At 75.9% G+C, this 24,491-nt stretch carries 23 protein-coding genes and 1 tRNA gene; 12 read left to right on the top strand and 12 right to left on the bottom strand.

Annotation, left to right across the window (positions count from 1 at the left end; all coding sequences use genetic code 11):
- Window positions 1-103: 103 nt before the first annotated feature.
- On the bottom strand, window positions 104-1,099 hold the full coding sequence (gene selD / locus ACRYMY_RS03710) for a selenide, water dikinase SelD (RefSeq protein WP_432546005.1): 996 nt from the start codon (window positions 1,097-1,099) through the stop codon (window positions 104-106).
- 157 nt (window positions 1,100-1,256) lie between these two features.
- Between selD and ACRYMY_RS03705 the strand changes: the two genes are divergently transcribed.
- The 3 genes from ACRYMY_RS03705 to selB all read left to right on the top strand — a co-directional run bounded on the left by ACRYMY_RS03705 (window position 1,257) and on the right by selB (window position 4,569).
- A tRNA-Sec gene (locus ACRYMY_RS03705) sits at window positions 1,257-1,352 on the top strand.
- 45 nt (window positions 1,353-1,397) lie between these two features.
- Window positions 1,398-2,768, top strand: a complete 1,371-nt coding sequence (gene selA, locus ACRYMY_RS03700; protein ID WP_432545922.1) for an L-seryl-tRNA(Sec) selenium transferase — start codon at window positions 1,398-1,400, stop codon at window positions 2,766-2,768.
- A gap of 1 nt (window position 2,769) precedes the next feature.
- A complete protein-coding gene (gene selB, locus ACRYMY_RS03695) occupies window positions 2,770-4,569 on the top strand; it encodes a selenocysteine-specific translation elongation factor (RefSeq protein ID WP_432545921.1) in 1,800 nt (599 codons plus the stop codon).
- Window positions 4,570-4,770: 201 nt separating this feature from the next.
- On the opposite strand, the gene ACRYMY_RS03690 is transcribed toward selB, so the two are convergent.
- Window positions 4,771-6,375, bottom strand: coding sequence for a GGDEF domain-containing protein (locus ACRYMY_RS03690; RefSeq protein ID WP_432545920.1), 1,605 nt, complete (start codon window positions 6,373-6,375; stop codon window positions 4,771-4,773).
- Complete coding sequence (locus ACRYMY_RS03685) at window positions 6,375-9,320, bottom strand: fibronectin type III domain-containing protein (protein ID WP_432545919.1); 2,946 nt, start codon at window positions 9,318-9,320, stop codon at window positions 6,375-6,377. The genes ACRYMY_RS03690 and ACRYMY_RS03685 overlap by 1 nt, the downstream gene beginning before the upstream one ends.
- 494 nt (window positions 9,321-9,814) lie before the next feature.
- Between ACRYMY_RS03685 and ACRYMY_RS03680 the strand changes: the two genes are divergently transcribed.
- Together ACRYMY_RS03680 and ACRYMY_RS03675 are read left to right on the top strand one after the other, a co-directional pair.
- Window positions 9,815-11,416: a putative bifunctional diguanylate cyclase/phosphodiesterase gene (locus ACRYMY_RS03680; protein WP_432545918.1), complete on the top strand. Its 1,602-nt coding sequence runs from the start codon at window positions 9,815-9,817 to the stop codon at window positions 11,414-11,416.
- 25 nt (window positions 11,417-11,441) lie between these two features.
- The gene (locus ACRYMY_RS03675; protein ID WP_432545917.1) at window positions 11,442-12,272 is read left to right on the top strand and encodes a TrmH family RNA methyltransferase; all 831 of its coding nucleotides are present in this window, start codon (window positions 11,442-11,444) and stop codon (window positions 12,270-12,272) included.
- 12 nt (window positions 12,273-12,284) lie between these two features.
- Here the strand turns inward: ACRYMY_RS03675 and ACRYMY_RS03670 are convergent, their stop codons facing one another.
- The 8 genes from ACRYMY_RS03670 to ACRYMY_RS03635 all read right to left on the bottom strand — a co-directional run bounded on the left by ACRYMY_RS03670 (window position 12,285) and on the right by ACRYMY_RS03635 (window position 17,629).
- Window positions 12,285-12,662: an SRPBCC family protein gene (locus ACRYMY_RS03670; RefSeq protein WP_432545916.1), complete on the bottom strand. Its 378-nt coding sequence runs from the start codon at window positions 12,660-12,662 to the stop codon at window positions 12,285-12,287.
- 6 nt (window positions 12,663-12,668) lie between these two features.
- A complete protein-coding gene (locus ACRYMY_RS03665; RefSeq protein WP_432545915.1) occupies window positions 12,669-13,208 on the bottom strand; it encodes a YbaK/EbsC family protein in 540 nt (179 codons plus the stop codon).
- The gene (locus tag ACRYMY_RS03660) at window positions 13,205-13,711 is read right to left on the bottom strand and encodes a YbhB/YbcL family Raf kinase inhibitor-like protein (protein WP_432545914.1); all 507 of its coding nucleotides are present in this window, start codon (window positions 13,709-13,711) and stop codon (window positions 13,205-13,207) included. The genes ACRYMY_RS03665 and ACRYMY_RS03660 overlap by 4 nt, the downstream gene beginning before the upstream one ends.
- A 143-nt stretch (window positions 13,712-13,854) precedes the next feature.
- The gene (fliW, locus tag ACRYMY_RS03655) at window positions 13,855-14,256 is read right to left on the bottom strand and encodes a flagellar assembly protein FliW (protein WP_432545913.1); all 402 of its coding nucleotides are present in this window, start codon (window positions 14,254-14,256) and stop codon (window positions 13,855-13,857) included.
- Between the two features lie 23 nt (window positions 14,257-14,279).
- Window positions 14,280-15,179: a flagellar hook-associated protein FlgL gene (gene flgL / locus ACRYMY_RS03650; RefSeq protein WP_432545912.1), complete on the bottom strand. Its 900-nt coding sequence runs from the start codon at window positions 15,177-15,179 to the stop codon at window positions 14,280-14,282.
- A gap of 28 nt (window positions 15,180-15,207) precedes the next feature.
- Complete coding sequence (gene flgK / locus ACRYMY_RS03645) at window positions 15,208-16,572, bottom strand: flagellar hook-associated protein FlgK (RefSeq protein ID WP_432545911.1); 1,365 nt, start codon at window positions 16,570-16,572, stop codon at window positions 15,208-15,210.
- Window positions 16,573-16,586: 14 nt separating this feature from the next.
- The gene (flgN, locus tag ACRYMY_RS03640) at window positions 16,587-17,078 is read right to left on the bottom strand and encodes a flagellar export chaperone FlgN (protein WP_432545910.1); all 492 of its coding nucleotides are present in this window, start codon (window positions 17,076-17,078) and stop codon (window positions 16,587-16,589) included.
- 185 nt (window positions 17,079-17,263) lie between these two features.
- Complete coding sequence (locus ACRYMY_RS03635; protein ID WP_432545909.1) at window positions 17,264-17,629, bottom strand: hypothetical protein; 366 nt, start codon at window positions 17,627-17,629, stop codon at window positions 17,264-17,266.
- 194 nt (window positions 17,630-17,823) lie between these two features.
- Between ACRYMY_RS03635 and ACRYMY_RS03630 the strand changes: the two genes are divergently transcribed.
- The 6 genes from ACRYMY_RS03630 (at window position 17,824) to ACRYMY_RS03605 (ending at window position 22,123) form a co-directional block, all read left to right on the top strand.
- Window positions 17,824-19,206: a TrkH family potassium uptake protein gene (locus ACRYMY_RS03630; RefSeq protein WP_432545908.1), complete on the top strand. Its 1,383-nt coding sequence runs from the start codon at window positions 17,824-17,826 to the stop codon at window positions 19,204-19,206.
- Window positions 19,199-19,858 (top strand): potassium channel family protein, encoded by a 660-nt coding sequence (locus ACRYMY_RS03625; protein ID WP_432545907.1) that lies wholly within the window; start codon window positions 19,199-19,201, stop codon window positions 19,856-19,858. The genes ACRYMY_RS03630 and ACRYMY_RS03625 overlap by 8 nt, the downstream gene beginning before the upstream one ends.
- Before the next feature lie 119 nt (window positions 19,859-19,977).
- A complete protein-coding gene (locus ACRYMY_RS03620; RefSeq protein ID WP_432545906.1) occupies window positions 19,978-20,493 on the top strand; it encodes a Uma2 family endonuclease in 516 nt (171 codons plus the stop codon).
- Window positions 20,494-20,521: 28 nt separating this feature from the next.
- Window positions 20,522-20,782, top strand: coding sequence for a hypothetical protein (locus ACRYMY_RS03615; protein ID WP_432545905.1), 261 nt, complete (start codon window positions 20,522-20,524; stop codon window positions 20,780-20,782).
- Window positions 20,779-21,096 carry a type II toxin-antitoxin system PemK/MazF family toxin gene (locus tag ACRYMY_RS03610; RefSeq protein WP_432545904.1) on the top strand — a complete coding sequence of 106 codons (318 nt, stop codon included), beginning with the start codon at window positions 20,779-20,781 and terminating at the stop codon, window positions 21,094-21,096. The genes ACRYMY_RS03615 and ACRYMY_RS03610 overlap by 4 nt, the downstream gene beginning before the upstream one ends.
- 124 nt (window positions 21,097-21,220) lie before the next feature.
- On the top strand, window positions 21,221-22,123 hold the full coding sequence (locus ACRYMY_RS03605; protein ID WP_432545903.1) for a sigma-70 family RNA polymerase sigma factor: 903 nt from the start codon (window positions 21,221-21,223) through the stop codon (window positions 22,121-22,123).
- A gap of 21 nt (window positions 22,124-22,144) precedes the next feature.
- Here the strand turns inward: ACRYMY_RS03605 and ACRYMY_RS03600 are convergent, their stop codons facing one another.
- Window positions 22,145-22,906, bottom strand: coding sequence for a potassium channel family protein (locus ACRYMY_RS03600; protein WP_432545902.1), 762 nt, complete (start codon window positions 22,904-22,906; stop codon window positions 22,145-22,147).
- Between the two features lie 201 nt (window positions 22,907-23,107).
- Here ACRYMY_RS03600 and ACRYMY_RS03595 point away from each other — a divergent pair, with 201 nt between their 5' ends.
- On the top strand, window positions 23,108-24,352 hold the full coding sequence (locus ACRYMY_RS03595) for a flagellin N-terminal helical domain-containing protein (RefSeq protein WP_432546004.1): 1,245 nt from the start codon (window positions 23,108-23,110) through the stop codon (window positions 24,350-24,352).
- Window positions 24,353-24,491: the final 139 nt, after the last annotated feature.

Here is a 24,491-nt window from a genome sequence, read left to right as displayed (position 1 = left end):
GTCGGATACTACTGGAAGTAGAAGGTCTGGTGATCACTGTTCTCCGAGGACCGGCGCCGTCCGCGGGCGGCCGCCGTCGACCGCCGCTGGCCCGGCCGGTGGTTCAGCCACGCACCCGCACCGTCGTCGACCCCTCGCGCGCGACGAACTCCCCGACGACCGGGTACCCCGGCAGCTCCCCGGCCACCAGCAGCCCGCCGGAGGTCTGCGCGTCGGCCAGCAGCACCAGCTCGTCCTCACCGACGCTCCCCGCGTCCAGGTGCGGGCGCACCCAGTCCAGGTTGCGCCGGCTGCCGCCCGGCACGAACCCCTCCGCCAACGACGCGCGCGCCGCCTGCAGGACGGGCACCGCCGCGGCGTCCAGCACCGCGGTCACCCCGCTGGCCGAGGCCACCTCGTGCAGGTGCCCCAGCAGCCCGAACCCCGTCACGTCGGTCGCGCAGCGCGCTCCGGCCGCCAGCGCCGCCGCCGACGCCTCCGCGTTCAGCGTCGTCATCAGCTCCTCCGCCTCCGCGAACCGCTCCCCGGTGCGCTTGTGGCGGTTGTTCAGCACGCCCAGCCCGATCGGCTTGGTCAGCGTGATCGGCGTGCCCGGCTCGGCGGCGTCCTTGCGCAGCAGGCGGTCCGGGTCCCCGACGCCGGTGACGGCCATGCCGTACTTGGGTTCCGGGTCGTCGATGCTGTGCCCGCCGCCGACGTGGCAGCCGGCCGCGCGCGCCGCGTCCAGCCCGCCGCGCAGCACCTCCCGCGCCAGCTCCAGCGGCAGCACGTCGCGCGGCCAGCCGAGCAGGTTCACCGCCACCAGCGGCCGCCCGCCCATGGCGTACACGTCCGACAGGGCGTTGGTCGCCGCGATCCGCCCGAACGTGTACGGGTCGTCGACGACGGGGGTGAAGAAGTCCGCCGTGGCGATGACCGCGAGCGGCTGCGGGCCGGAGGTGTCCACCCGGACCACGGCCGCGTCGTCGCCCACCCCGACGACCAGGCCGTCCGGGGCGCCGCCCGCGTCGCGCAGCCCCGCGACGACCTCGGCCAGCTCCCCGGGCGGGATCTTGCACGCGCAGCCCCCGCCGTGGGCGTACTGCGTCAGCCGCCGCAGCGCCCCCGCGCCGGCCCCCTCGCCGGTCACCGCGCCCGTCCCCGTCGTCGCACCCGTGCCCGTCGTCACGGCGGTCACGCTAGGCGGGCCGTCCCGCCCGCGCTCACCGGGCCGCTCCCGGCCGGACGGGTGACCTAGGCTGGCCGCACGCTGACGGGGAGGCGTACGGGTGCCTGGTGGCCCCCGCGGTCTTCAACACCGTCGTGACCGAGCACCTCGGTCAGGTGGGTTCGATTCCCATCCGCCTCCGCCAGCGCCTGCCCGTTCGCCCCGGACACCCCCGACGTAGGGTGCGCCCGTGCCGGACAGCCCGACGACGCGCCGCTCCGGCGAGCGCCCCGACCCCCGGCGCGCGCTGCCCCGCACCGACGCCGTGCTCGCCCACCCCGACCTGGCCCCGCTGCTGCGCCGCCGCGGCCGCGACGCCGTCCGCGACGGTGTCCGCGACGTGCTGGCCCGCGCCCGCACCGGCGACCTCGACCTGCACGGGCCGGACCCCGTGGCCGCCGTCGCCGCCGCCGTCGACGGTGCGCTGGCCGCACCCAGCAGCCTCGTGCCCGTCCTGAACTGCACCGGCGCCGTCCTGCACACCAACCTCGGCCGGGCCGCCCTGTCCGCCGACGCCGTCGAGGCCGTCGCCGCGGCCGCCGGCGCCACCGACGTGGAGATGGACCTGGCCACCGGCCGGCGCGCCCGCCGCGGCCGCGGCGCCCTGGCCGCCCTGCGCGCCGCCGTCCCCGACGCCGGCGACGTGCACGTCGTCAACAACGGCGCCGCCGCCCTCGTGCTGGCCGCCACGGCGCTGGCCGCCGGCCGCGAGGTCGTCGTCAGCCGCGGGGAGATGGTCGAGATCGGCGACGGGTTCCGGCTGCCGGACCTGCTGGAGTCCACCGGCGCGCGGCTGCGCGAGGTCGGCACCACCAACCGCACCACGCTGGCCGACTACGCCGCCGCCGTCGGCCCGGACACCGGCATGGTCCTGAAGGTCCACCCCTCCAACTTCGTCGTCACCGGCTTCACCGCCGGCGTCGGGCCGGGCGAGCTGGCCGGGCTGGGCGTGCCCGTCGTCGTGGACACCGGTTCCGGGCTGCTGCGCCCGGACCCGCTGCTGCCGGACGAGCCGGACGCCGCCACCGCCCTGCGCGCCGGTGCCCACCTGGTCACCTCCAGCGGCGACAAGCTGCTCGGCGGCCCGCAGGCCGGGCTGCTGCTGGGCCGCGCCGACCTCGTCGAGCGGCTGCGCCGGCACCCGCTGGCCCGCGCGCTGCGGGTGGACAAGCTGACCCTGGCGGCGCTGGAGGCCACGCTGCGCGCACCGCTGACGCCGACCTGGACGGCGCTGCACGCCGACCCGGCCGACCTGCACCGGCGCTGCGCGGCGCTGGCCGGGGCCGTGCGCGCGGCCCGCCCGGACGCCGACGTGGAGGTCCTCGAGGCCCCGGCCGTCGTGGGCGGCGGGGGAGCGCCCGGCCTCGAGCTGCCGTCGGCGGCGCTGTCGCTGCCCGCCGGCCTGGCCCCCGTGCTGCGCACCGGCGAGCCGGCCGTCGCCGGGCGCGTCGAGCGCGGGCGGCTGCTGCTGGACCCGCGCTGCGTGCCGCCCGAGCGCGACGGCGACCTGGCCGGCGCGGTCCTGGCCGCCCTGGCCGCCCCCGCGGCGGACGGGGCCTGACGTGCACGTCGTCGCCACCGCCGGGCACGTCGACCACGGCAAGTCCAGCCTCGTGCGGGCCCTGACCGGTACCGACCCCGACCGCTTCGCCGAGGAGAAGCGCCGCGGCCTGACCCTGGACCTCGGCTTCGCCTGGACCGACCTGCCCGGCGCCGGCACCGTCGCCTTCGTCGACGTGCCCGGCCACGAGCGGTTCGTGCCGACCATGCTCGCCGGGGTCGGGCCCGTGCCGGTGGTGTGCGTGGTGGTGGCCGCCGACGGCGGGTGGATGCCGCAGTCCGCCGAGCACCTGGCCGCCGTCGCCGCGCTCGGGGTGCGCCACGGGCTGCTCGTCGTCACCCGCGCCGACCTGGCCGACCCCGGCCCCGTCACCGCCGACGCCCTGGAGCGCCTGGCCGCCACTCCGCTGGGCCGGGTACCCGCGGTGGCGTGCAGCGCCGTCACCGGCGCCGGGCTGGACGACGTGCGCACCGCGCTGGCCGGGGTCCTCGCGCAGGTGCCCGCCCCGGACGCGACCGCGCCCGTGCGGCTGTGGGTGGACCGCAGCTTCACCGTGCGCGGCGCCGGGACCGTCGTCACCGGCACCCTGCCCGCCGGGACCGTCGCCGTCGGCGACGCGCTGGAGCTGACGACCGCCGACGGCGTGCGTGCGGTGCGGGTGCGCGGGGTGCAGAGCACCGGCCGCGACGTCGAGCGCGCCGAGGGCGTGGCGCGGGTGGCGCTGAACCTGCGCGACGTCGAGCGCGCCGCCGTCGGCCGCGGCGACGCGCTGCTGACGCCGGACTCCTGGACCTCGACCGCCGTCGCGGACGTCCGGCTGCCCGGCGCCGCCCGCCGCGAGGAGGCGCTGCCCGGCGAGCTCGTCGCCCACCTCGGGTCGGCGGCCGTGCCGGTGCGGCTGCGGCCGCTGGGCGCCGCCGGCGACGACCTGCTCGTGCGGGTGCGGCTGCGCCGGCCGCTGCCCCTGCACGTGGGGGACCGGCTGCTGCTGCGCGAGCCGGCCCGCCACGAGGTCCTCGGCGCCGGGACCGTCCTGGACGCCACCCCGCCGCGGCTGGCCCGGCGCGGGGCCGCCGCCCGCCGCGCCGACCGGCTGACCCCGGCCCCCGACGTGCCCGACGAGGCCGAGGAGCTGCGCCGGCGCGGGCTGGTGCGCGCCGGCGACCTGCGCCGCGCCGGGGTCGCCGTCGCCACCGCGCCCGTGGCCGGCGACTGGCACGCCGACCCGGCCGTGTGGGAGAGGCTGCGGCAGCGGCTGCCCGCCGTCGTCGCCGCCCACACCGCGCAGCACCCCCTGCAGCCGGGGCCGGCGCTGGAGGAGGCCCGCCAGGCGCTGCGGCTGCCCGACCGCGCCCTCGTGGAGGCCCTCGTCGCCGGCGCGCCCGGGCTGCGGCTGGCCGCCGGGCGTGTCGTGCCCGCGGGCTCGGCGGGCTCGGCGGACCTGCCGCCGGCCGTGCGGCGCGCCGTGGACGCCGTGCTGGCCGACCTGGCCCGCGAGCCCTGGGTCGCGCCGGACGCCGAGCGGCTGCGCGAGCTGGGTCTGGGCCGCGCCGAGCTGGCCGCCGCCGTGCGCGTCGGCGCGCTGGAGCGGGTGGGGGAGGGCGTCGTCCTGGCGCCCGGTGCCCTGAGCCGCGCCGCGGCCGAGCTGGCCCGCCTGCCGCAGCCCTTCGGCGCCGGCGAGGCCCGGCGCGCGCTGGGCACCTCGCGCCGGGTGGCGCTGCCGCTGCTGCAGGCCCTGGACGCCGCTCGCCTGACCGTCCGCGGGGCCGACGACCGCCGCACCGTCGCCCCGCCGCGCTGAGCCCCGTCCGTCACCGCCTCGCCGCCGCACCCACGCCGGTCCTGCGGCGCGCCGGTCCGACGGTCGCCCCGCCCCTCCTCCCGTGATCTTGCGGGGGATCCCAGCAAGATCACGGGAGACGGTCGGGACGCTCCTCCCTCGCCGTGATCACGGATGGGTGAAACCCCACCCGTGCGTGATCACAGTGGGGGCGGCGGGCTGTCACCCGGTGGCCGCGTCCTGCGCCCGGGGCGCCGCGTCGACCGGCGGCGCGACGACGCAGCGGTCCCGGCCCGCGCGCTTGGCCCCGTAGAGCGCGCCGTCGGCCGCGCCCAGCAGGTCGGCGGCGAGGCCGTCGAGGGCGTCCGGGCCGGCCGTCCGGGCCGGCGGCAGGACCGCGGCCACTCCCGCGCTGCACGTCACGCGCGGTCGGGTGCCCGCGGCCACAGCGGCCCGCAGCCGCTCGGCGACCTCCACCGCCGCCGGGGCGTCCGTGCCCGGCAGGAGCACCGCGAACTCCTCGCCGCCGTAGCGCGCGACGAGGTCGCCCGCGCGGGCCGCCCCCTCCAGCGCCGCGGCGGCGGTGCGCAGGGCCTCGTCGCCCGCCTGGTGCCCGAGGCCGTCGTTGACGGCCTTGAAGTGGTCCAGGTCCAGCAGCACCAGGGCGGCGGGGGTGCGGGTGGCGGCGGCTCGCGCCAGCTCCGCGCGCAGGCTCTCGTCCAGGGTGCGGCGGTTGGCCACCCCCGTCAGCCCGTCCACGGCGGCCGCGCGCCGCAGCGCCTCCACCGCCGCGGCCCGCTCCAGCGCCATCCCGGCGTGCGCGGCGGCCTGCTGCGCCGCCGACAGCAGCCGGCGCGCCACGCCCCGATCCCGGTCCAGGTCGAGCACCAGCCACGCCCGGGTGCCGTGCACCGGGACCGGCACGAGGACCACCCCGCGGGCGCCGGGCAGCTGCCCGGCCAGCCACGCGTCCGCGCGCCCGTCCAGGCCCCGCACCGGGACGGGGCCGTCCCCGGGCACCGCGCCCGTCAGCAGGTCACCGGCGTCCTCGGGACGCGGACCGGGTACGGGCGCGGCGGTGCCCGCCTCCCACCGCACGGCGAGCCCCGGCCCGCCCCCGCGCGGCGCCTCGACGACCACCAGCGCGCGGCGCGCGGGAAGCTCCTCGCCGGCGAACGCGGCGAGCGCCGTGGCCACCGCGACGGTGTCCTGCGCCCCGCTCACCCCGCCCAGCAGCCGCTGCAGCGCCTCGGCGTCGTAGCGCCGGCGCCGCAGCTCGCGCTCGTTGACGGCGGCGAAGGTGGCGGTGCCCAGGGCCGCCGCCCACACGGGCAGCAGGAACGCCAGGTAGGTGGAGGAGCCGGCTGCGCCCGCCGGGGTCGCCAGGACCCCGACGACCTGGGCCTGCCAGACGCACATCACCGCCAGCGAGTGGGTCAGCGCTGCCTTCACGCCCGTGCGGAAGGAGACGAGCAGGCTGACCGCCCCGGCGTGGAACGCGCACAGCAGGGTGACCAGGGTCGGTGCGCCCAGCAGGTGCCACGCCGCCGCGAGGGCGACGCTGTCGACGACGAGGGCCACGTCGAGGGCGGCGCGTGCGACGGTGCGGTTCGCCCGCGCGCACAGGGCGACCAGCACCGACAGGGCCAGGTACGCGGCGCCGAGGGGCGCGGTGTGCAGCGACGGGGCGACCGGCCCGGCGCCGCCGACGACGAGCTGCGCCGCCACCAGGGCGACCAGGCCGGCGCGCAGCAGCGTCGACCACAGCAGGCGGTCGGCCAGCGGCAGCAGGCTGGCGGAGCCGCGGGGGACGTCCGGTGCGGCCATCAGCGGTCTCCTCGGGGGCGGCGCCCGCCGGGCGGCGGGCCGAACGGCAGGTCCGGTTCCTCGCGCAGCGGTGCGAGGGCGAGCTTGGGGTCGTCGCGGTCGATGCGGTGCTGCACGAGCAGGAACACGACCGCCAGGAGCAGCAGCAGCAGGGGGTACTGGGCGTTGCGGGCCATCGCCGCGGCCACGGCGGTGACGGCCTGCGCCGCGCGCGTCCCGACGCCGGGGTCCACCGGCGAGGCCGTGGCGGCCGCCGGGGAGGGCGGTGCCCCGCGCGGTGCGGGAGCGCGGAGGTCACCGGCCGCCGCGGACGGCGGCGGTGGTGCGCTCGCCGGTGCGGGGAGCGCGGCCGGTGCGCTGGCGTCCTGGCGATGCGGGGCGCGCGGGACGGGTGCGGCCGTCGGGGGCGCGGGGGTCGCTGCCGGGGCCTGCGCGACGGCCGCGGGTCCCGTGCCGGCCCGGTCGCCACGCGTGGGAGCCGCGGGGGTGCTCGCCGTCGGCCCGGCGGTGGGACGGGCGGTGGGACGCGACCCCGTGGTCGGCGGGACGACCGGCGGGACGACCGGCGGGGCGACCGGTGGGGCGACCGGTGGGGCGACCGGTGGTGCGGCCGTCCTCGTCGGGGTGGGTCCCGGGTCCGGGGTCGGTTCCGGCACGGGCCGCGGCTGCGCGGTGGGTGCCGGCCCCGGAGGGGGAGGAGCGGGGGCGGTGGGGACGACCGCGCGCGCCGCGGGTGCGGCGCCGCCCGTCCCGGCCCGGTTGCGCGCCGCGACGGTGAACCGGTAGGTCGCACCCTCCTGCAGGCCGGTCACGACGACCGTGCGCGTGCCGGCGGGCACGGCCGTCACCGCGCCGGGGCCGGAGCCGTCGCGGACGGTGGTGAGCACGTACCCGGTGACGGGCGCCCCGCCGTCGGCGGCCGGCGGGTCCCACGTCACGCTCGCGCTGCGTTCCCCGGGTCCGGCGTCCACGGCCTGCGGCGCACCGGGCACGTCGACGGCGGTCAGGGTCAGGACGGCGTCCCCGCACAGGGAGGTCGCCGGGTCGCAGACCCGCACCTGCGCGGTGCTCGTGCCCACCGCCGCCGGCGACCACGTCAGGGTCCCGGTGGCGTCGAGGGCCAGGCCGTCCGGCGCCGGGCCGGTCAGCGACCACACCAGGCCGGGGGTCGCCGGCAGCGCTGCGAGCGTCCGCGTGGTGCTGCGGCCGACGGCGCCCTCCACGGGACCGGGGTCGACGACACCCGGCGGCCCGGTCGGGACGACCGGGGTCGAGGGCGCCGAGGCGGGACCGGTCCCCGCGGCGCTGCGCGCGGCGACGGTGAAGGAGTACGAGCGCCCCGGGCGCAGGCTGGGGACGTCCACGGACCGCGCCGTGGCGGCGGTCTCGACCGGGCTGCCCGTGGGGACGCCGTCGAGCAGGGTCGTGACGAGGTAGGCGGTGACGTCGGCGCCGCCGTCGGAGGCGGGCGGCTGCCAGGAGACGCCGGCGCTGCCCTCCCCGGCGCGCGCGGTGACGCCCGCGGGCGCGCCGGGAGGCGTCGCCACCCCTTCCAGGACGAGGTCGGCGTAGCCGCACTGGCGGGTGGAGTAGGTGCAGGCCTGCACCGCGACGGTCGTGCCCCCGGCCCGGGCGGGGTTCCAGGTGTAGGTGCCGGTCGCCGCGTCGACGGACAGCCCGGCGGGGACGGTGCCCGCGACGGACCACGTGGGGGTGGGGGACGCGGGGCTGGCGGTGAACGTGGCGCTGGAGCTCTGCCCGACCGTGGCGGTGAGCCTGGCCGGTCCCGTGACGACGGGGCGGGCGGTGGGGCTGAGCCGCTGGACCATCCTGTTGCCCTGGTCGGCGACGAACACGTCGCCGGCGGGGCCGACGGCGATGCCGGTGGGGGTCTTGAGCATGGACTCCCGGGCGGGCCCCTGCGTGGGCGAGCCCCCGGTGCCGGTGCCGGCGACGACGGAGATGGTGCCGTCGGTGTCGATGACGTCGATGCGGTTGTTGCCCTCGTCGGCGATGTAGACGTTGTCGTTGCGGTCGACGGCCAGGCGCTCGGGGTAGGCGAGCGGGGAGTCGACGGCGCGCGCGCCCTCGGTGACCTGACCGACCTGCCCGTTGCCGGCGGCGACGGTCAGCCAGCCGTCCGGGGTGATGGCGTAGACCCGGTGCGCGGCCTTCGCGCTGACGTAGCTGACGCCGCGGCTGTCGGTGGCGATGCCGACCGGGTTGAACAACCCGGTGGCCGTCGCGGCGACGGGTCCCGGTCCCGCCGGCCCGACCGTGGTGCCGTCGCCCGCGAAGACGGTGAGGGTGCCGGGACCGGTGTCCGTGGCGGGGGTGACGCGCAGGACCTGCTTGGCCTCCTGGTCGACGACGAAGACGTTGCCCTCCGGGTCGACGGCCACGTCCACCGGGTTCATCAGCGGTGAACGGGTCGCGGGACCGGGGACGGGCAGTCCTGCCGCACCGTTCCCGGCGACCACCGTCAGGACACCGGTGACGGCGTCGACGCGTTCGACGCGCCGGTTGGCCAGGTCGGCGATGTAGAGGTTGTCGTGGCGGTCGACGTCGACCCCGATGGGGTTGTCCAGCCGGGTCTGCGTGGCGAGCGCCCCGTCCACGGGGGTACCCCACTCACCTGTGCCGGCGACGACGCTGCGCGTGCCGTTCGGGGCGATGCGCAGGACGCGGTGGTGGCCGCGGTCGGCGACGTAGACGTTGCCCCTGCTGTCGGCGGCCACGTCGGGCACGTCGACCTCGCTGCCCGGCGAGTTCCCGTCGAGCAGGGTCGTCAGCGTGTACTCCGGCAGCGCCGCGGCCGCCCCGGCTGGAGCGGCGGGGGCGAGCACCAGGGCGACCAGCAGCGCCAGGACAGCCGTCAGCGCCCGGTGGCGCCCCGCGGGGCGGCCGGGTCGACCGACCGCTGAGCGGGCCGCTGGTCTGGACACCTCCAGGTGGTCGGCGTCGCCGGTGCCGCGCTCAACGATCGGCGAGCGCGCTCCACCGTTCGGCGGCACCCGCGTGCCGGTCCGCCGTCCCTGCCTCTCGCCCCTCGGCCCTTCCGTGATCTCGCTGGGATTCCCGGCAAGATCACAGAGGAGGGGGAGGGCGAGCTACCGCCTCCCAGGCGTGATCATGGACGGTTGAGAGGATGGCTCGTCCGTGATCACGGCGGGAGTGGGCGGGCGGGGCGTCCCCCGTCCGGGTGAACGCGCAGCGTGTCAGCGAGCCAGCACCGTGCGTCACGTGGTTCGGTGGGCGCGGCCCGGTTGGGCTGGACAGGTGACGGCAACTCGGTGACGATGAGCGCTCACGTATCGGCGCACAGTGACTTCGGGGATGCCGGAGCGCGGTCCACCGGTGCGACGACGAGGAAGGGGGCGAGCCCGACATGGCCCGCTGGCCCTGGGCCCGCAGGCACGCGCCGGGCGACGAGGTCCGCGTGCGCCTCGTCCCGTGGGCGCTGTCCTCCCCGTTCGTCCTCGTCGGGGTGATCGCCCTCGTGCAGCGCCTGCTCGACGGCCCGCCCGCGCTGGAGACGCTGCTGGCCGCGCTCCTCGCCGGCGTCCTGACCTCCGTGTTCCTGCTGTACCTGGCCCTGGGCGCCGCCGACCGCGTCGACGAGGACGGCGTGCGCCAGCGCGGTGAGCTGGAGGAGGCCCGCCGCCAGGCCCTGCACGACCCGCTCACCGACCTGGGCAACCGGCAGTTGTTCACCGACCGCCTGCAGCACGCCCTGGCCCGCCGCGGCCAGCGCGGCTGCGCCGTCCTCTACCTGGACCTGGACAACTTCAAGGGCATCAACGACACCCACGGCCACGCCGGCGGGGACGCCGTCCTGCTGGAGGTCGCCCACCGGCTGCGCGCCACCGTGCGCCCGGAGGACACCGTCGCCCGCTTCGGCGGCGACGAGTTCGCCGTCCTGTGCGAGGACCTCAGCGACGAGCTGAACGCCAGCCGCATCGCCGAGCGCGTCGTGGCCGCCATCGCCGACCGCCCCGTCCAGCTGGGCGCCGGCCGCACCGTGGACGTCACCCCCAGCGTCGGCATCGCCCTGGCCCGCGACGAGGGCGACGCCTCCAAGCTGCTGCGCCGCGCCGACGCGGCCCTGTACCGGGCCAAGGAGGGCGGCAAGGCGCGCTCGGAGCTGTTCGACGAGCGCATGCAGGCCCAGGCCGTCGACGTGTCCCAGACCGAGGTCGACCTCGCGCTGGCCGTGGAGCAGGGGCAGCTGCGCCTGCACTACCAGCCGATCGTGGACCTGCGCGACGGGCACGTGCAGGGCGTGGAGGCGCTGCTGCGCTGGCAGCACCCGCGCCGCGGGCTGCTGGTGCCGGAGCAGTTCGTGCCCGTCGCCGAGCGCAGCGGCCTCATCCTCGACATCGGCGCCTGGGTCATCCAGGAGGCCTGGCGCACCCTGGAGACCTGGTACGCCGAGGCCGACGCGGCGGGCGAGGACTGCCGCCTGACGATCTCGGTCAACCTGTCGCCGCGGCAGCTGGCCGGGGACGCGCTGCTGGACGTGGTCGCCGGCGCGCAGCCGTCCGGCCCGGCCGGGGACGCGCTGCTCGTGGAGGTCACCGAGGAGCTGCTGGTCGCCGACGCCGCCGCCGGGTTCTCCACGCTGCACGCGCTGCGCACGATGGGCGTGCGCGTCGGCATCGACGACTTCGGCCGCGGCGTCTCGTCCCTGGCGCACCTGCAGACCATGCCCATCGACCACGTCAAGGTCGACCGGCACTTCGTGGCCGGGCTGGGCCGGCACCGGCAGGACGAGGCCGTCGTCGCCGGGATCGTCGGCATGGCCAAGTCGATGGGCGTGGGCGTCGTCGCCGAGGGCGTGGAGTCCCCCGAGCAGCTGCGCACGCTGCGCCGGCTGGGCTGCGACTCCGCGCAGGGCTACCTGCTGGGCTACCCCAGCCCCGTCGTGGACGTCGAGCGCGCCCTGAACCCGGGACCGGACGGGGTGCTGCACGGTGTGCTGGACCTCGACGCGCCCGACGTCGCGCCGGCCGGGACCGAGCCCGCCCCCGCCCGCGCCTGACCCCCGCCGGGTAGCGTCGCCGCCCGTGCCGCGGATCCCGCTCGACGACCTCGCCGACCCCCGCTTCGCGGCCCTGCTGGCCGACTACACCCGCCTCAAGGACGTGCAGCTGCGCGCCCGCCGCGAACCGGCCGAGGGCCTGTTCCTCGCCGAGGGCGTCGAGGTGGTCCGCCGGGCGCTCGCCGCCGGGCACCGGCCCCGCTCGTTCCTGCTGTCCCCGGCGCGCGAGGTGGAGCTCGCCGACGTCCTCGACGCGGTCCTGGCCGAGCACGACGTGCCGGTGTTCCTCGCCCCGGCCGACGCCTTCACCGCGCTGACGGGGGTGGACCTGCACCGCGGCGCCATCGCCTCGGTGCACCGCCCGCCCGAGCGGTCCGTGGCCGACCTGCTCGCGGGGCTCGGGCCGGGACCGCGCCGGCTGGTCGTCCTGGAGGACGTCGTCGACCACACCAACGTGGGCGCGGTGTTCCGCTCCGCGGCCGCGTTCGGCGTCGACGGCGTCGTCGTCAGCCCCCGCTGCGCCGACCCGCTCTACCGGCGCAGCGTGCGGGTGTCGATGGGCACCGTCCTGCACCTGCCGTGGGCGCGCGCCACCACCTGGCCCGGCGACCTGGACCTGTTGCGCAGCAACGGGTTCACCGTCGCGGCGCTCGCGCTGGCCGACGACAGCACGGCCCTGGACGCGTTCGACGCGCCGCAGCGGCTGGCGCTGCTGCTGGGCACCGAGGGCGACGGGCTGACCCGCCGGGCGCTGGACGGCGCGGACGTCACCGTCCGCATCCCGATGGCGCCGCAGGTCGACAGCCTCAACGTGGCCGCCGCCTCCGCCGTCGCGCTGTGGGCCACCCGCCCCTGACGGGCCCCCGGCTCAGGCGCCGACGAGTCGGCGCAGCGCGAGGAGGGCGGCGGGGGAGTAGGCCAGCGCCAGCGCGGCCGGCGCGCGCAGCAGCAGCCACGTCGACGTGCCGCCGGGGACGGCGACCACGCCGTGCTCCAGCTCTGCGGTGATCGGCCCCACGCTCACCCGCCACGTCCACGTCCGCGCGTCATCGTCGACGGCCAGCACCGCGAAGCGCGCCCGCAGCCCCAGGGGTCCGTGGACGGTGCCGGTCACCCCCGCGGCGATGCGGTCCGCGGACGCCTCGACGCCCGTGATCTGCGGGGACCACGCGGGCCAGCGGGCGGGGCGGGCGTAGTCCTCCCACACCTCGCCGGCCGCCCGCGGCCCCCGCGCGTCCAGCCGCACGGCGCGTCAGCGGCCGATCGCGATGTCGGCGACCTCCGCGCCGGGCAGCGCGGCCACGTCGGCGCCGCGCACCACGAGCTTGGAGCCGCGCGTCCCGGACCCGATGAGCACCCACTCCGCCTGCGCGACCGCGGTGTCCACGAGGACCCGCCAGCCGTCGGGCAGCCCGACGGGGGTGATGCCGCCGAACTCCATGCCGGTCTCGGCGGTGGCGCGCTCCACCGGCAGGAACGACGCCTTGCGCACCCCGAGCGCCTTGCGGACGGCGCTGTTGACGTCGGCGCGGGTGGTGGCCAGCACCACGCACGCGGCGACGCGCTCCTCGCCCTCGCGCTTGCCGGCCACGACGACGCAGTTGCCCGACGCCTCCAGCGACACCCCGTGCGCCTCGACGAGGGCAGCCGTGTCGGCCACCTCGGGGTCGATCGCGCACACCCACGCCCCCGCCGGCAGCGCGGCGTGGACGGCGGGCGGCAGCAGCTCGGGGTGCTCGGCGGCCGGTAGCAGCGGCAGGTCGCCGCTGATCGAGGTCGCGTCCGCACTCACCGCTGGTAGGTGCCCGTGAGGGTGGCGCGCGCCAGCAGGTGCGGCAGCGAGGAGAACGCCGCCACGGTCGGGGTGGCGTCCTCGGGCAGGCCCAGCGACTCCACGCCCAGGGCGTGCACGGCGAAGACGTAGCGGTGCGGGCGGTCACCCTCCGGCGGCGCGGCACCGGTGTAGCCGCGGCCACCGACGTCGTTGCGCAGCACCGTCGCGCCCTCGGGCGCCTCCGCACCGGCCTCCAGCGACGTCACCGACACCGGCACGTCGACGACCGTCCAGTGCCAGAAGCCCGCCGGGGTCGGCGCGTCCGGGTCGAAGCAGCTGACGACGAACGACTGCGTCCCCTCGGGGAAGCCGCTCCACGACAGCTGCGGCGACACCGCGCCGGAGGCCTGCGCCTCGGCCATCGGCTCGCCCTCGCGCACGTCGGTGGACTCCAGCGCGAAGCCGGGCACCTGCGGCAGCAGCGAGTAGGGGTCGGGGGCGACGGGGCGCTCCAGGTTCACGCGGCACTCCTCCGGATGACGGCGGTCGATCTCGTCCCGACCCTAGGGCCGGGTCCCGACACGCGCCGCCCGGGCCGCGCCGCCACGCGCGAGGGCCCCCGCCGCGTGGTGCGACGGGGGCCCGGGTCGAGCGCAGGGGGTCGTCAGGCGGCCACGAGCGGCGCGCGCAGCGGCAGGTCGGTGCCCGTGAGCACCGTCTGCGCCGCCCGCATCGACCGGTGGTTGATCACCACGGGGGCGAGCAGGTTGGCGGTGGCCGACGCCGGGTCGGTGCCCGGGTTCACCACGCACAGCACCGCGGCCTCGGTCGCGTCGCGCAGGTCCAGCGCGCTGACCGTCTCGTCGTCGATCTCCGGGGTGTAGCCGGGGAAGAAGCGCCCCGGCGCCACCACGAGCAGGCGCACCTGCGGGTCTCGCACGCTGCGCAGCGCGTAGAGGACGCCGTCGTCGTCGAGGGACACCAGGGTGAAGCTGGTGTGCTCGGCGAGCCCCATGAGGGGCGCGACGAAGTCGACCTGCGGACCAGCGGCGGGAGCGTCGGGCACGGGCGCCATCGTAGGAGCCGCGGTCACCGCAGGAAGTCCAGGAGGGTCGGCTGGATGACCTTGGCGGTGGCCTGCAGCGCCGCCTGGTAGGCGGTGTTCTGCAGGTTGAACTCCACGAGGGTCTTGGCCAGGTCGACGCCCTCGACGTCGTCCAGCGCGGTGGTGAGGGTGTCCGCGCGGGTCTGGTTGACCTCCTTGGCCGCCTCGAGCTTGTTCGTCAGGGCGCCGATCGTGCCCAGGCCGGTGGTGATGGAGGTCAGGCGCGCCTGGACGGTGCCGAGGTGGGTGCCGGCGTTGCCGCCGCCCTCGATGGTGGCGATCAGGGCGTCGATCTCGCCGAAGACGTTCTGGGCGTCCGAGCCGAAGACCTTCGTGGCCGGCACGTTGACGGCCAGCTCCAGCCCGGGGGCGACGGTGCGCTTGAGCGGCGCCTCGTCACCGTTGTAGGTGTACGCGCCGCCGGCCTCGCTGTAGAGGTCCGTGCCGTCGGCGATCACCTTGGCGCCGGCGAACACCGGGCGGCCCTGGTAGGTCGTGCCGGCGGCCGCGCGCAGCTGCTCCTTGAGCTCCTTGAGCTCCGCGGTGATCGCCGTGCGCCCGTTGACGTCCACCGATCCGGTGTTCGCCGCCTGGACGGTGAGCGCGTTGATCCGCTGCACGGCCTTGGTGGCGTCGGTCAGCGCGTTCTCCTGCGTGGTCAGCCACGCGGAGGCGTCCTGGATGTTCCGCGCGTGCTGGGCGTTGGTGGCCAGCTGGTCGCGGTAGCGCAGCGCGGCGGCCGCGGCGACGGGGTCGTCGGAGCCCTTGGCCAGCTTGGTGCCGCTCGTCAGCTGCTCCTGCAGCTGGGCGGAGCGGGCCTTGGTGGCCTGCAGGTTGGTCAGGGAGTTCAGCGCCATGGAGCGCTGGGTGACGCGGCCGATCATGTCAGTCCCTCCTCGGGCGTGGTCAGGCTCAGCGTCCGACGACGCCGGTGCGGTTGATGAGGCGGTCGAGGGCCTCGTCGATGGCGGTGAGGACGCGCGCGGCGGCCGAGTAGGCGTGCTGGTAGGAGACGAGGTTCGTCATCTCCTCGTCGATGCTCACGCCGGAGACCGCCTCGCGGGCGGCGGAGGACTTCAGCGACACCTGCTGGGCGAGGGTGGCGCGGTTGTCGGCGGACTGGGTGGAGGAGGCGATGTCGTTGGCGAAGACCCGCCACGTGCCGGTCACGGCGGCCAGGTCCTTCTGCACCTGCGCCGCCACGGCGCCGTTCACGGAGCCGCTGTCGCTGGCGACGAGGGCGCGGAAGTCGTAAGCGGGGACGACGCGCACGCCGGCCGCCGTCGTGGCGCCCGGCTTCACCTCGAGGGGAGCCGGGTTCTGACCGCGGTTGCCGGCCGCGACGATGTCACCGGCGAGCTGGTCGAGCCGGTCGGACTGCTCCCGCAGCGTCTTGTTGACCCCGTCCAGCGTCGCCTTCAGCTGCCCGGCGGGCGGCTCGACGACGGTGCCGGCGATGGTGAACGTCATGCGCTGGCCGTTCTTGGCGCCTTCGAGGGAGAAGCCGCCGGGGGCGTCGAGGCGCAGCGGCTCGACGGAGTCGCGCGACACGATCGCCCCGTTGCCCACGTACACGTCGACGACGCCGTGCTCGCGCTGCACGACGCGCGCACCGGTGAGGTCGGCGAGCTGGTTGACGTAGCCGTCGCGCTGGTCGAGCAGCTCGTTGGGGATCGAGCCGCTGGAGGAGGCGCGCAGGATGACGGCGTTGAGGTCGGCGACGCGGCGGGCGGCCTCGTTGGCCTGGTCGACGACCGCCTGGCCCTGGCCGACGAGGCCGTCGAACTGCGCGGACAGCTGGGAGTCCATCGAGTTCAGCGTCGAGGCGACGGTCTGGCTGCGGGAGAGCACGAGGGCCTTGGCGGCGTCGGCGGCCTGGGAGCCCTGCGCGTTGGCGAGGTCGTTCCAGGCGGCGGACAGGTCGGCGAGGTCCTTGCTGAGGCCGGTGCCGCCGGTGTCGCCGAGGGCGCCCTCGATCCCGGTCCACACGCCGGCGGTGGTCTTCTGCTCGGCGGCGGTGGCGGAGTCCTGGCGGGCGGTGGCGGCGGCCAGGGCGTCGGCGACGCGGCTGATGCCGGTGATCTGCACGCCGTCGCCGGGCACGTTCTGGCGCGCCCACTGGCCGGTGTCGGCGACGACGCTGGAGACCTGGTCGACGCGCTGGCGCGAGTAGCCGGGGGTGTTGGCGTTGGCGATGTTCTGGCCGGTGACCTCCATCGCCCGCTGCGCCGCGGTCAGGGCCCGGGACGCCTGGTTGATGCCGGAGAAGGTGCTCATCGTGGGGTCCTGTCTCAGAGGGCTTCGTCGACGAAGTGGGCGCGGGACCCGCCGGCGGAGGCGGCGTGGTTCTTGCCCCGGGCGGTGTAGGTGTCGAGGGTGGTGTCCAGGCCCAGGAGGGCCTCGCGCACGGCGCGGGCGCCGGAGGTCAGCAGGTCGCGGTTGGCGTCGGCGAGGTCCTGGATCTCGGCGGTGAGGGTGAGGAAGGCGTCGCGGTGACCGCGCAGCAGCTCCCCCCACGGCTCGGGGGCGGCCTCGGCGAGGGCGTTGAGGCTCGGGCCGGGCTCCAGGCCCAGCTCGGCGGCGACGGCGTCGACCTCGGTGGCGCGCAGGACCTCCGTGGAGCGGATCTGCTCCATGACGAACTCGACCTCGCGGGTCGCGTGCGCCAGCCAGCGCGTGCGGCCGCTGGCCAGCACGAGCTGTTCCTCCTCCAGCTTGAACAGGAGCAGCTCCAGCAGCTCCCGCTCCTTCCAGAGGATGCCGGAGACCTCGGCGAGTGCCATGCGTGTCCTTCCCGGTCGCGCCGTGCGCGTGCTCGTCGTGCGTGTCCCCCGCCCATCGGCACCGCGCCCGCGGAGCTGAGCGGGCGCCCGCCGCCGTTCGGGTGGTGCGCGCCCGGACGGTTGGACGCGACGAGGCGCCGGCCCCCGCGGGGGACCGGCGCCTCGGTCGGTGGCGTCGCAGCGGCTCAACGGTCCTTGACGATGAAGAAGGCGTTCTTCGACGGCTTGCGCAGCGCGTAGGGGCGGCCGTCGTCGCGGGCGCGGCGCAGCTCGCGGTGCATCTCCCGCGAGGTGTCCTCCGCGGCGGCCGCGACCGCGGCGGCGTTCACGGTGCCCTGCCGCACGGGCCGGTCCTCCTCCGGCGAGCGCAGGATGTGGTCGTTGCGGCCGGCCTCGTGGTCGATGGCCAGCATGTTCTTGGCGGCCAGCGCGTACAGGGCGCTGACGCGCTCGCCGTGCTTGTCGGCGTACGTCTCGACGAAGCTGGGCGTCAGCTGTCCCTTGCGGGACGCGTGCTCGAGGTCCTGGACGACCTGCCAGAGCGCCTTCACGTGTGTCCTCCCGGTGGTGCTCGCGCGGGCCGGTCGCGGGTTCCGCCGGCGTCGCTCAGGTGCACCATCGGCCGCCGGGGCCGGTCCGCTGAGCCGGGATGGGCCGACCGGGGGCGGGACCACCCGACCGGGCGCGCTGCTGCGGGGTGGTGTTACAGCCCGTGGTCACCGCGGCTGTGCCATCGTGATCCCTCGTGCCTGCAGCGTCCCTCCCCGCGCGCTCCCGGACCCGCCGTCGCGGCGGTCTGGGCGGCGGGGTCCGCGGTCCCGGCCGCGCCGTCGTCCTCGGCTTCGCCTCCGCCGCCGCGGTCGGCACCGGACTGCTGTCGCTGCCGATCGCCACCGCGTCGGGCGAGCGCGCGCCGCTGACCGACGCCCTGTTCACCGCCGTGTCCGCGGTGTGCGTGACAGGACTGGTCACCGTCGACACCGGCACCTTCTGGTCGGTGACCGGTCAGGTCGTGGTGCTGGCGCTCATCCAGACCGGCGGGCTCGGCTTCATGACCCTGGCGAGCCTGCTGGCGCTGCTGGTCTCCCGGCGCCTCGGGCTGCGGGCGCGGCTGCTCGCGCAGACGGAGACGAAGACGCTGTCGGCCGGGGACGTGCGCCGGGTGGTGTGGCGGATCGTCGTGTTCAGCCTGGCGTGCGAGGCGGTCCTCGCGCTGGTGCTCACGGTGCGGTTCGCCACCGCCTACGCGTTCGGGTGGCGCCAGGCCGCCTGGTACGGCGTGTTCCACGCGATCAGCGCCTTCAACAACGCCGGGTTCGGCCTGCACGCCGACAGCCTCGTGCGGTACGTCTCCGACGCCGTGGTCTGCCTGCCGATCGCCGCGGCGGTCATCATCGGCGGGCTGGGGTTCCCCGTGGTGTTCGAGCTGGCCCGTTCCTGGCGCCGCCCGCGCAGCTGGTCGGTCCTGACCCGCGTCACGGTGATCGTCACCGTGGCGCTGCTGGTGCTGGGCACCCTCGCCTACGCCCTGCTGGAGCGGACCAACCCCGCCACCCTCGGCGGCGAGCGGCCCGGCGGGGCGCTGCTGACGGCGTTCTTCTCCTCCGCGATGGCCCGCACCGCCGGGTTCAACAGCCTCGACATCGCCGCCCTGCGGCCGGAGACCCTGTTCGCCACCGACGTCCTCATGTTCATCGGCGGCGGCAGCGCCGGCACCGCCGGCGGCATCAAGGTCACCACCTTCGGCGTCCTGGCGTACGTGCTGTGGGCGGAGGTGCGCGGCGACACCGACGTCGAGGTGGGCCGCCGCCGCGTGCCCGCCACCAACCAGCGCCAGGCGCTCGCGGTGGCGCTGCTGGGCGTCGGGCTGGTCACCAGCTCCACCCTGGCGCTGCTGGTCATCTCCCACGAGGACTTCGGCGACGTGCTGTTCGAGGCCGTCTCCGCCTTCGCCACCGTGGGGCTGTCCACCGGCATCACGGCCAGCCTGCCCGAACCGGCGCACCTGGTGCTGGTGGCGCTCATGTTCCTGGGCCGCGTGGGCCCGCTGTCGCTGGCGTCGGCACTCGCGCTGCGCGAGCGTGGACGCCGGCACTCCCTGCCGGAGGAGAGGACGATCGTTGGCTAGGCACGAACCCGTCGTCGTCATCGGCCTGGGGCGCTTCGGCCGCTCCCTGGCCCTGGAGCTGGCCCGCGGCGGCACCGAGGTGCTCGCCGTGGACGAGGACCCGCAGCTGGTGCAGTCCCTGGCCGGGCAGCTGGAGCAGGTCGTCGTCGCCGACGCCTCCGACGTCAGCGCGCTGCGCGAGATCGGCGTGGCCGACTACAGCCGCGCCGTCGTCGCCATCGGCACCGACATGCGGGCCAGCATCCTGGCCACCTCGCTGCTGTCGGACCTGGACGTGGAGGACATCTGGGCGAAGGCCCTGGACGACCAGCACGCCCGCATCCTGCGCCGCGTCGGCGCCCACCACGTCGTGCTGCCCGAGCACGACATGGGCGAGCGCGTGGCCCACCTGGTCTCCGGCCGCGCCCTGGACTACCTGGAGGTCGACGAGGGGTGGGCGCTGGCCAAGACCCGCCCCCCGCAGTACCTCGTCGGGGTGCCGCTGGGGCAGTCCGGGCTGCGCGCCAAGCGTCGGGTGACGGTGGTGTCGGTCAAGCCCGCGCAGGAGGCCCGCTACCGGCACACCGACGCCGGCACCGTCCTCGCGTACGGCGACGAGATCCTCGTCGCGGGCGCTCCCGACGACGTCGAGCGGTTCATCGACGACCTGTGAGGCGCGGGGCTGACAGTCAGCCTGCGCGGTCGAGGCGACACACCGCGCCGGCGGAGCTGTAGATCGGCGTGTCGGCGGGTGCCTGCAGGCTGGCTGTCAGCGCGAGCGGGGGAGGGGCCGTGGAGGTGCGGGGCGCGGGGCCGTGGACGGTCGAGGACCTGCCCGAGGAGCCGACGGCCCAGCTGGAGCTGCTGGACGGCGCGCTGCTGGTGCGCCCGGTGCCGGGCGTGCGACACCAGCGCGTCGTCGGACAGCTGCTGCACGTCCTCGGCGAGCCCGTGGCGCACCGCGTGCTGCCGGGCGTGAACCTGCTGCGGCGCGGTGACACCGACCGCCTGCTCGTCCCGGACGTCGTGGTGGTCGACGCGGTGGTCGTAGGGCGCGACGAGCTGTGGGTCGATCCCTCCGACGTGCTCCTCGTCGTGGAGGTGGAGTCAGTGTCGACGCGGATCGTGGACCGGGTCCTCAAGCGAGAGCTGTACGCGCAGTGGCGCGTTCCGGGCTACTGGATCGTCGATCCAGACGCCGAGACGGTGACGCGGCTCGTGCTCACCGCCGAGCGCACCTACGCCGAGGGCGCCGGGCCGGTGCCGTGGCTGGCGGACGTGGACAGCGAGCGGTTGTGGACTTCCTGACCGTGTCTACGCTGAGTAGACTCGGAGGATGGCTGACACCACTACCATCCGCGTGCACAAGGAGACCAGGGACCTCCTGCGCAGCGTCGCGGAGGACGACCACCTGACCTTCGACGCACTGATCCGCGAAGCGCTCGAGGCGCGTCGCTGGCGGCAGTACCGGCGTCAGGCCGACCGTGACGCGGCGCGGCTGGCCGGCGATCCGCGCGAGCGCGAGTGGGCGGCCCGTGTGGCTGCGGAGATGGACGAGATGGCTGCCAACGAACCCCGCCGCGAGCGGACGGCGTGAGCGGCGAGGTCTACCGGGCACGTTTCGACGGCCGGGGGCACGAGCAACGGGGGGTCCGGTACGCGGTCGTCCTGCAGACGGATCGGCTGCCGTGGCTGTCGACGTGGGTCGTGGCCCCGACGACGGGCAGCGACGGCCCCGCGCCGGCGGTCTTCCGCCCCGACCTGGTGATCGACGGTGAAACGGGCAGGGTGCTCGTCGAGCAGCTCCGCGCGTTCGACCCTCAGCGCCTGGGTGACTACGTCCGCAACCTCACCTGGGAGGAGCGGCAGGACGTCGACCGAGCCCTGCGCTACGTCTTCGACCTCGACTGACCCGGGCCCCGCGCCGACCTGAGCTGCATTGCCGCGCCGTCACCCGCTCGTCCCACCCGTCACTCTCGTGCGTCCGCCGTCCGGGTGCTCAAGGTGACGGCCGGCGCGTGCCGACAAGGGGTGTGTGACCGCAGACGCCGCCACCGCCGCCCAGCTCACCGCTGTGGAGCTCACCGACGCGCAGCGCGCCGAGCTCGTCGAGCAGCACCTGCCGATCGTCGGCTACATCACCAACGAGTTCATCGGCCGGCTGCCCTCGCACGTGAGCCGCGACGACCTGACCTCGGCCGGGCTGATGGCGCTGGTGCAGGCCTCGCGCGGCTACGACCCGGGCACGGGCGTGCCGTTCGCCCGCTACGCGAACACCCGCATCCGCGGGGCGCTGCTGGACGACCTGCGCGGTCAGGACTGGGCCTCGCGGGGGCTGCGCAGCCGCAGCCGCAAGCTGACGGCCGCCGAGGACGAGCTGACCGCCCAGCTGGGCCGCAAGCCGTCGTCGGAGGAGCTGGCCGCGACGCTGGGCGTCACCACGCGGGAGCTGCACGAGACGCGCGACGAGGCGCAGCGCGCGGTGGTCCTGTCGATGCAGGGGTTCACCGCCGACGGCGGCACCATCGACGACCACCTGCCCACCCACACCCCCGGCCCGGAGCAGGAGCTGCTGCACCGCGAGAAGCTCGGCTACCTGCGCTCGGCGATCGCCGCGCTGCCCGAGCGGCTGAAGCTGGTGGTGGAGGAGTACTTCCTGCACGAGAAGCCGATGGCGGAGATCGCCCTGCACCTCGGGGTCAGCGAGTCCCGCGTCTCGCAGATGCGCGCCGAGGCGCTGACGCTGCTGCGCGACGGCATGAACACCCACCTGGCGCCGGAGATGGTCGCCCCCGCGACCGGGTCGGCGGCCAGCGTGCAGCGCAAGGAGTCCTACTACGCCGCCGTGGGCGCGCAGTCGGACTTCCGCGCCCGCCTGGCGATGTCCGCGTTCGGCACGTTCAGCGCCCCGAAGCCGGTCGCCGCGCAGATCGCCTGAGCCCGTCCCCGCAGCGCCCCGTCACCCCTGGTGGCGGGGCGCTGCGTCGTTCCCGGGCCGCGCGGCCAGCTCGGCGCGCAGCCGGCGGACCTCCTCCGCGAGCGCGGCGACGTCGGCCTGCGTCGCGTCGGCCGCCGATCCGGAGGTGTCGCGGACCTCGTCGAGGAACCACGAGGCCAGCGAGCCGGTGACCACGCCGATGAGCGCGATCCCCGACAGCATCAACCCGACCGCGACGGCGCGGCCGGTGGCGGTGACGGGGGAGTAGTCGCCGTACCCGACGGTCGTGATCGTCGTCGCGACCCACCACGCCGCCTCGCCGAAGGTGGTGATCGTCGCCCCCGGCGCGCCGCGCTCGGCCTGCAGGACGGCGACGGCCGCGCAGAACCCCACGAGCGCGGTCGCCGCGCCCACGTACACCCCGACCCGCCCGCGCAGCCGCGCTCCCGCCCGCTTGTTGAGCACCCGCACCACCATCACCAGGCGCAACAGCCGCAGCGGCTGCAGCGCCGGCAGCAGGAGCAGCAGCAGGTCCAGCGGGTGGGTGACGAAGAAGCGGCCGCGGTGCGGGGCCAGCGCCAGGCGCACGAGGTAGTCGGCGCCGAACAGCACCCACGTCACGAGGTTGGTCACCACGCACGCCCGGCGGGCGGCCGACGGCAGCGACGGGTCCAGGACCGGCCACGCGAAGGCGGCCAGCCAGACGGCGGCCACGACGGTCGCGGCGCGCTCGCTGTGGTGGGTCCAGGTGCGGAAGCGGCGCTCGCGGGCGGTGGTGGTCACGACCGCTGTCTACCGGAAGCGGGGGAGCGGGCGCCCGCCGGAGGTGATCGCGCGGCATCACCCGTTCGCCACACATCTAGATGCTCAGGTCCGGCGCACACGGACCGATGAACTTGGTGTCGGGCACACAGACCGCCCGGCGAGCCGGACCACGGACGGACCGGCGTCCCCCAGGACACCACTCACGGAGGAATGAAGATCATGGGTCTTCGCGTCAACAACAACATCGCTGCGCTCAACTCCTACAACAACCTGCAGCGCACCGACAAGCAGCTCAACGGCTCGCTGGAGAAGCTGTCCTCCGGCTTCCGCATCAACAAGGCCGCCGACGACGCGGCCGGCCTGGTCGTCTCCGAGGGTCTGCGCTCGCAGATCGGTGGCCTCACCGTCGCCGCTCGCAACGCTCAGGACGGCGTCAATGTCGCCCAGACTGCGGACGGCGCTCTCGGCACCGTGACGAGCATCCTGCAGCGCATGCGTGACCTGGCGGTCCAGGCTTCGAACACGGGTGCTCAGGACTCTCAGGCTGCCGGCGCCGCACAGAAGGAGATCGAGGCCCTCAGCCTGGAGATCGACCGCATCAGCAAGACGACGTCTTTCGGCAGCCAGAAGCTGCTCGACGGCACGTACGGCGGGTCGGCTGCAGTTGTGGCGAGCTCCATCACGGGCATTCCGTCCGGTGGGCTCGTGCTTGCGGCCGCGGCCGTCGACTTCACGATTGACGGCGTCTTCAAGGCTGGCACGATCGGTACGCCCGTCAACATCAACGTCGCGGACGCTACTTACGCTACCGCCGCTGAGTACCAGACTGCTCTGCAGACGGCGGTCGACGCGGGTCTCGATGGTTCTGCTGACGCGGCTCTCGCGACGTACCAGGCCGGTGACGTGAAGGCTGTCGTCACCGACGCGGGTAACGGTGTTTGGAACGTGAGCCTCGTTTCGTCGAAGTTCACCTCCCTCACTACTGGTGAGGGCACCACCGCCGGCGACGCCGCCAAGGCGGGTGTGCGACTGGACACCGTCACTGGTACTTCTGGTTCCGGTGGCGTCTTCCAGGTTGGCTACGGCAACACCGCCGCTGACCGCATCACTGTGTCGATCGACCGTATCGACGCTTCGGTTGCGGGCCTCGGTACTGCCTCCCTCAACGTGACGACTGGCACTGGCGCCAACTCCGCCATCACCGCCATCGACACGGCCCTGGCCAAGGTCTCTGACACCCGCGCCAAGCTCGGTGCGCTGCAGAACCGTTTTGAGCACGCGATCAACAACCTGAACGTCTCCATCGAGAACATCACCGCGTCGGAGTCGGCCATCCGCGACACCGACATGGCTGCCGAGATGACGAAGTTCACGAAGAGCCAGATCCTGTCGCAGGCCGGCACGAGCATGCTCGCCCAGGCCAACTCCGCCTCGCAGAACGTCCTGACCCTGCTGCGCGGCTGAGCTGACACCTCGAGGTCGACCAGCCTCGGCTAGTCGTTCCTCACCAGGCGGGGGGGGGGCGGGGGCCCCCGGGGCCCCCCCCCACCCCCCGCACCGCCCCCCCACCAACCAATCCGTCGGCGCGGCCTTCAACACCAAC

Source organism: Kineococcus haloalkalitolerans, from assembly GCF_050871905.1.
Taxonomy (GTDB): domain Bacteria; phylum Actinomycetota; class Actinomycetes; order Actinomycetales; family Kineococcaceae; genus Kineococcus.
Note: the sequence above shows the minus strand (reverse complement) of the source record. Positions and strands in the feature narration are given on the sequence as shown.

Excerpts from the sequence above, each read along its gene's own strand:
- flgN (WP_432545910.1), bottom strand. The coding sequence starts at position 17,078 with ATGGCACTCGCCGAGGTCTCCGGCATCCTCTGGAAGGAGCGGGAGCTG.
- ACRYMY_RS03690 (WP_432545920.1), bottom strand. The coding sequence starts at position 6,375 with ATGGCCGCACCGGACGTCCCCCGCGGCTCCGCCAGCCTGCTGCCGCTG.
- ACRYMY_RS03615 (WP_432545905.1), top strand. The coding sequence starts at position 20,522 with ATGGCTGACACCACTACCATCCGCGTGCACAAGGAGACCAGGGACCTC.
- ACRYMY_RS03595 (WP_432546004.1), top strand. The coding sequence starts at position 23,108 with ATGGGTCTTCGCGTCAACAACAACATCGCTGCGCTCAACTCCTACAAC.
- flgK (WP_432545911.1), bottom strand. The coding sequence starts at position 16,572 with ATGAGCACCTTCTCCGGCATCAACCAGGCGTCCCGGGCCCTGACCGCG.
- flgL (WP_432545912.1), bottom strand. The coding sequence starts at position 15,179 with ATGATCGGCCGCGTCACCCAGCGCTCCATGGCGCTGAACTCCCTGACC.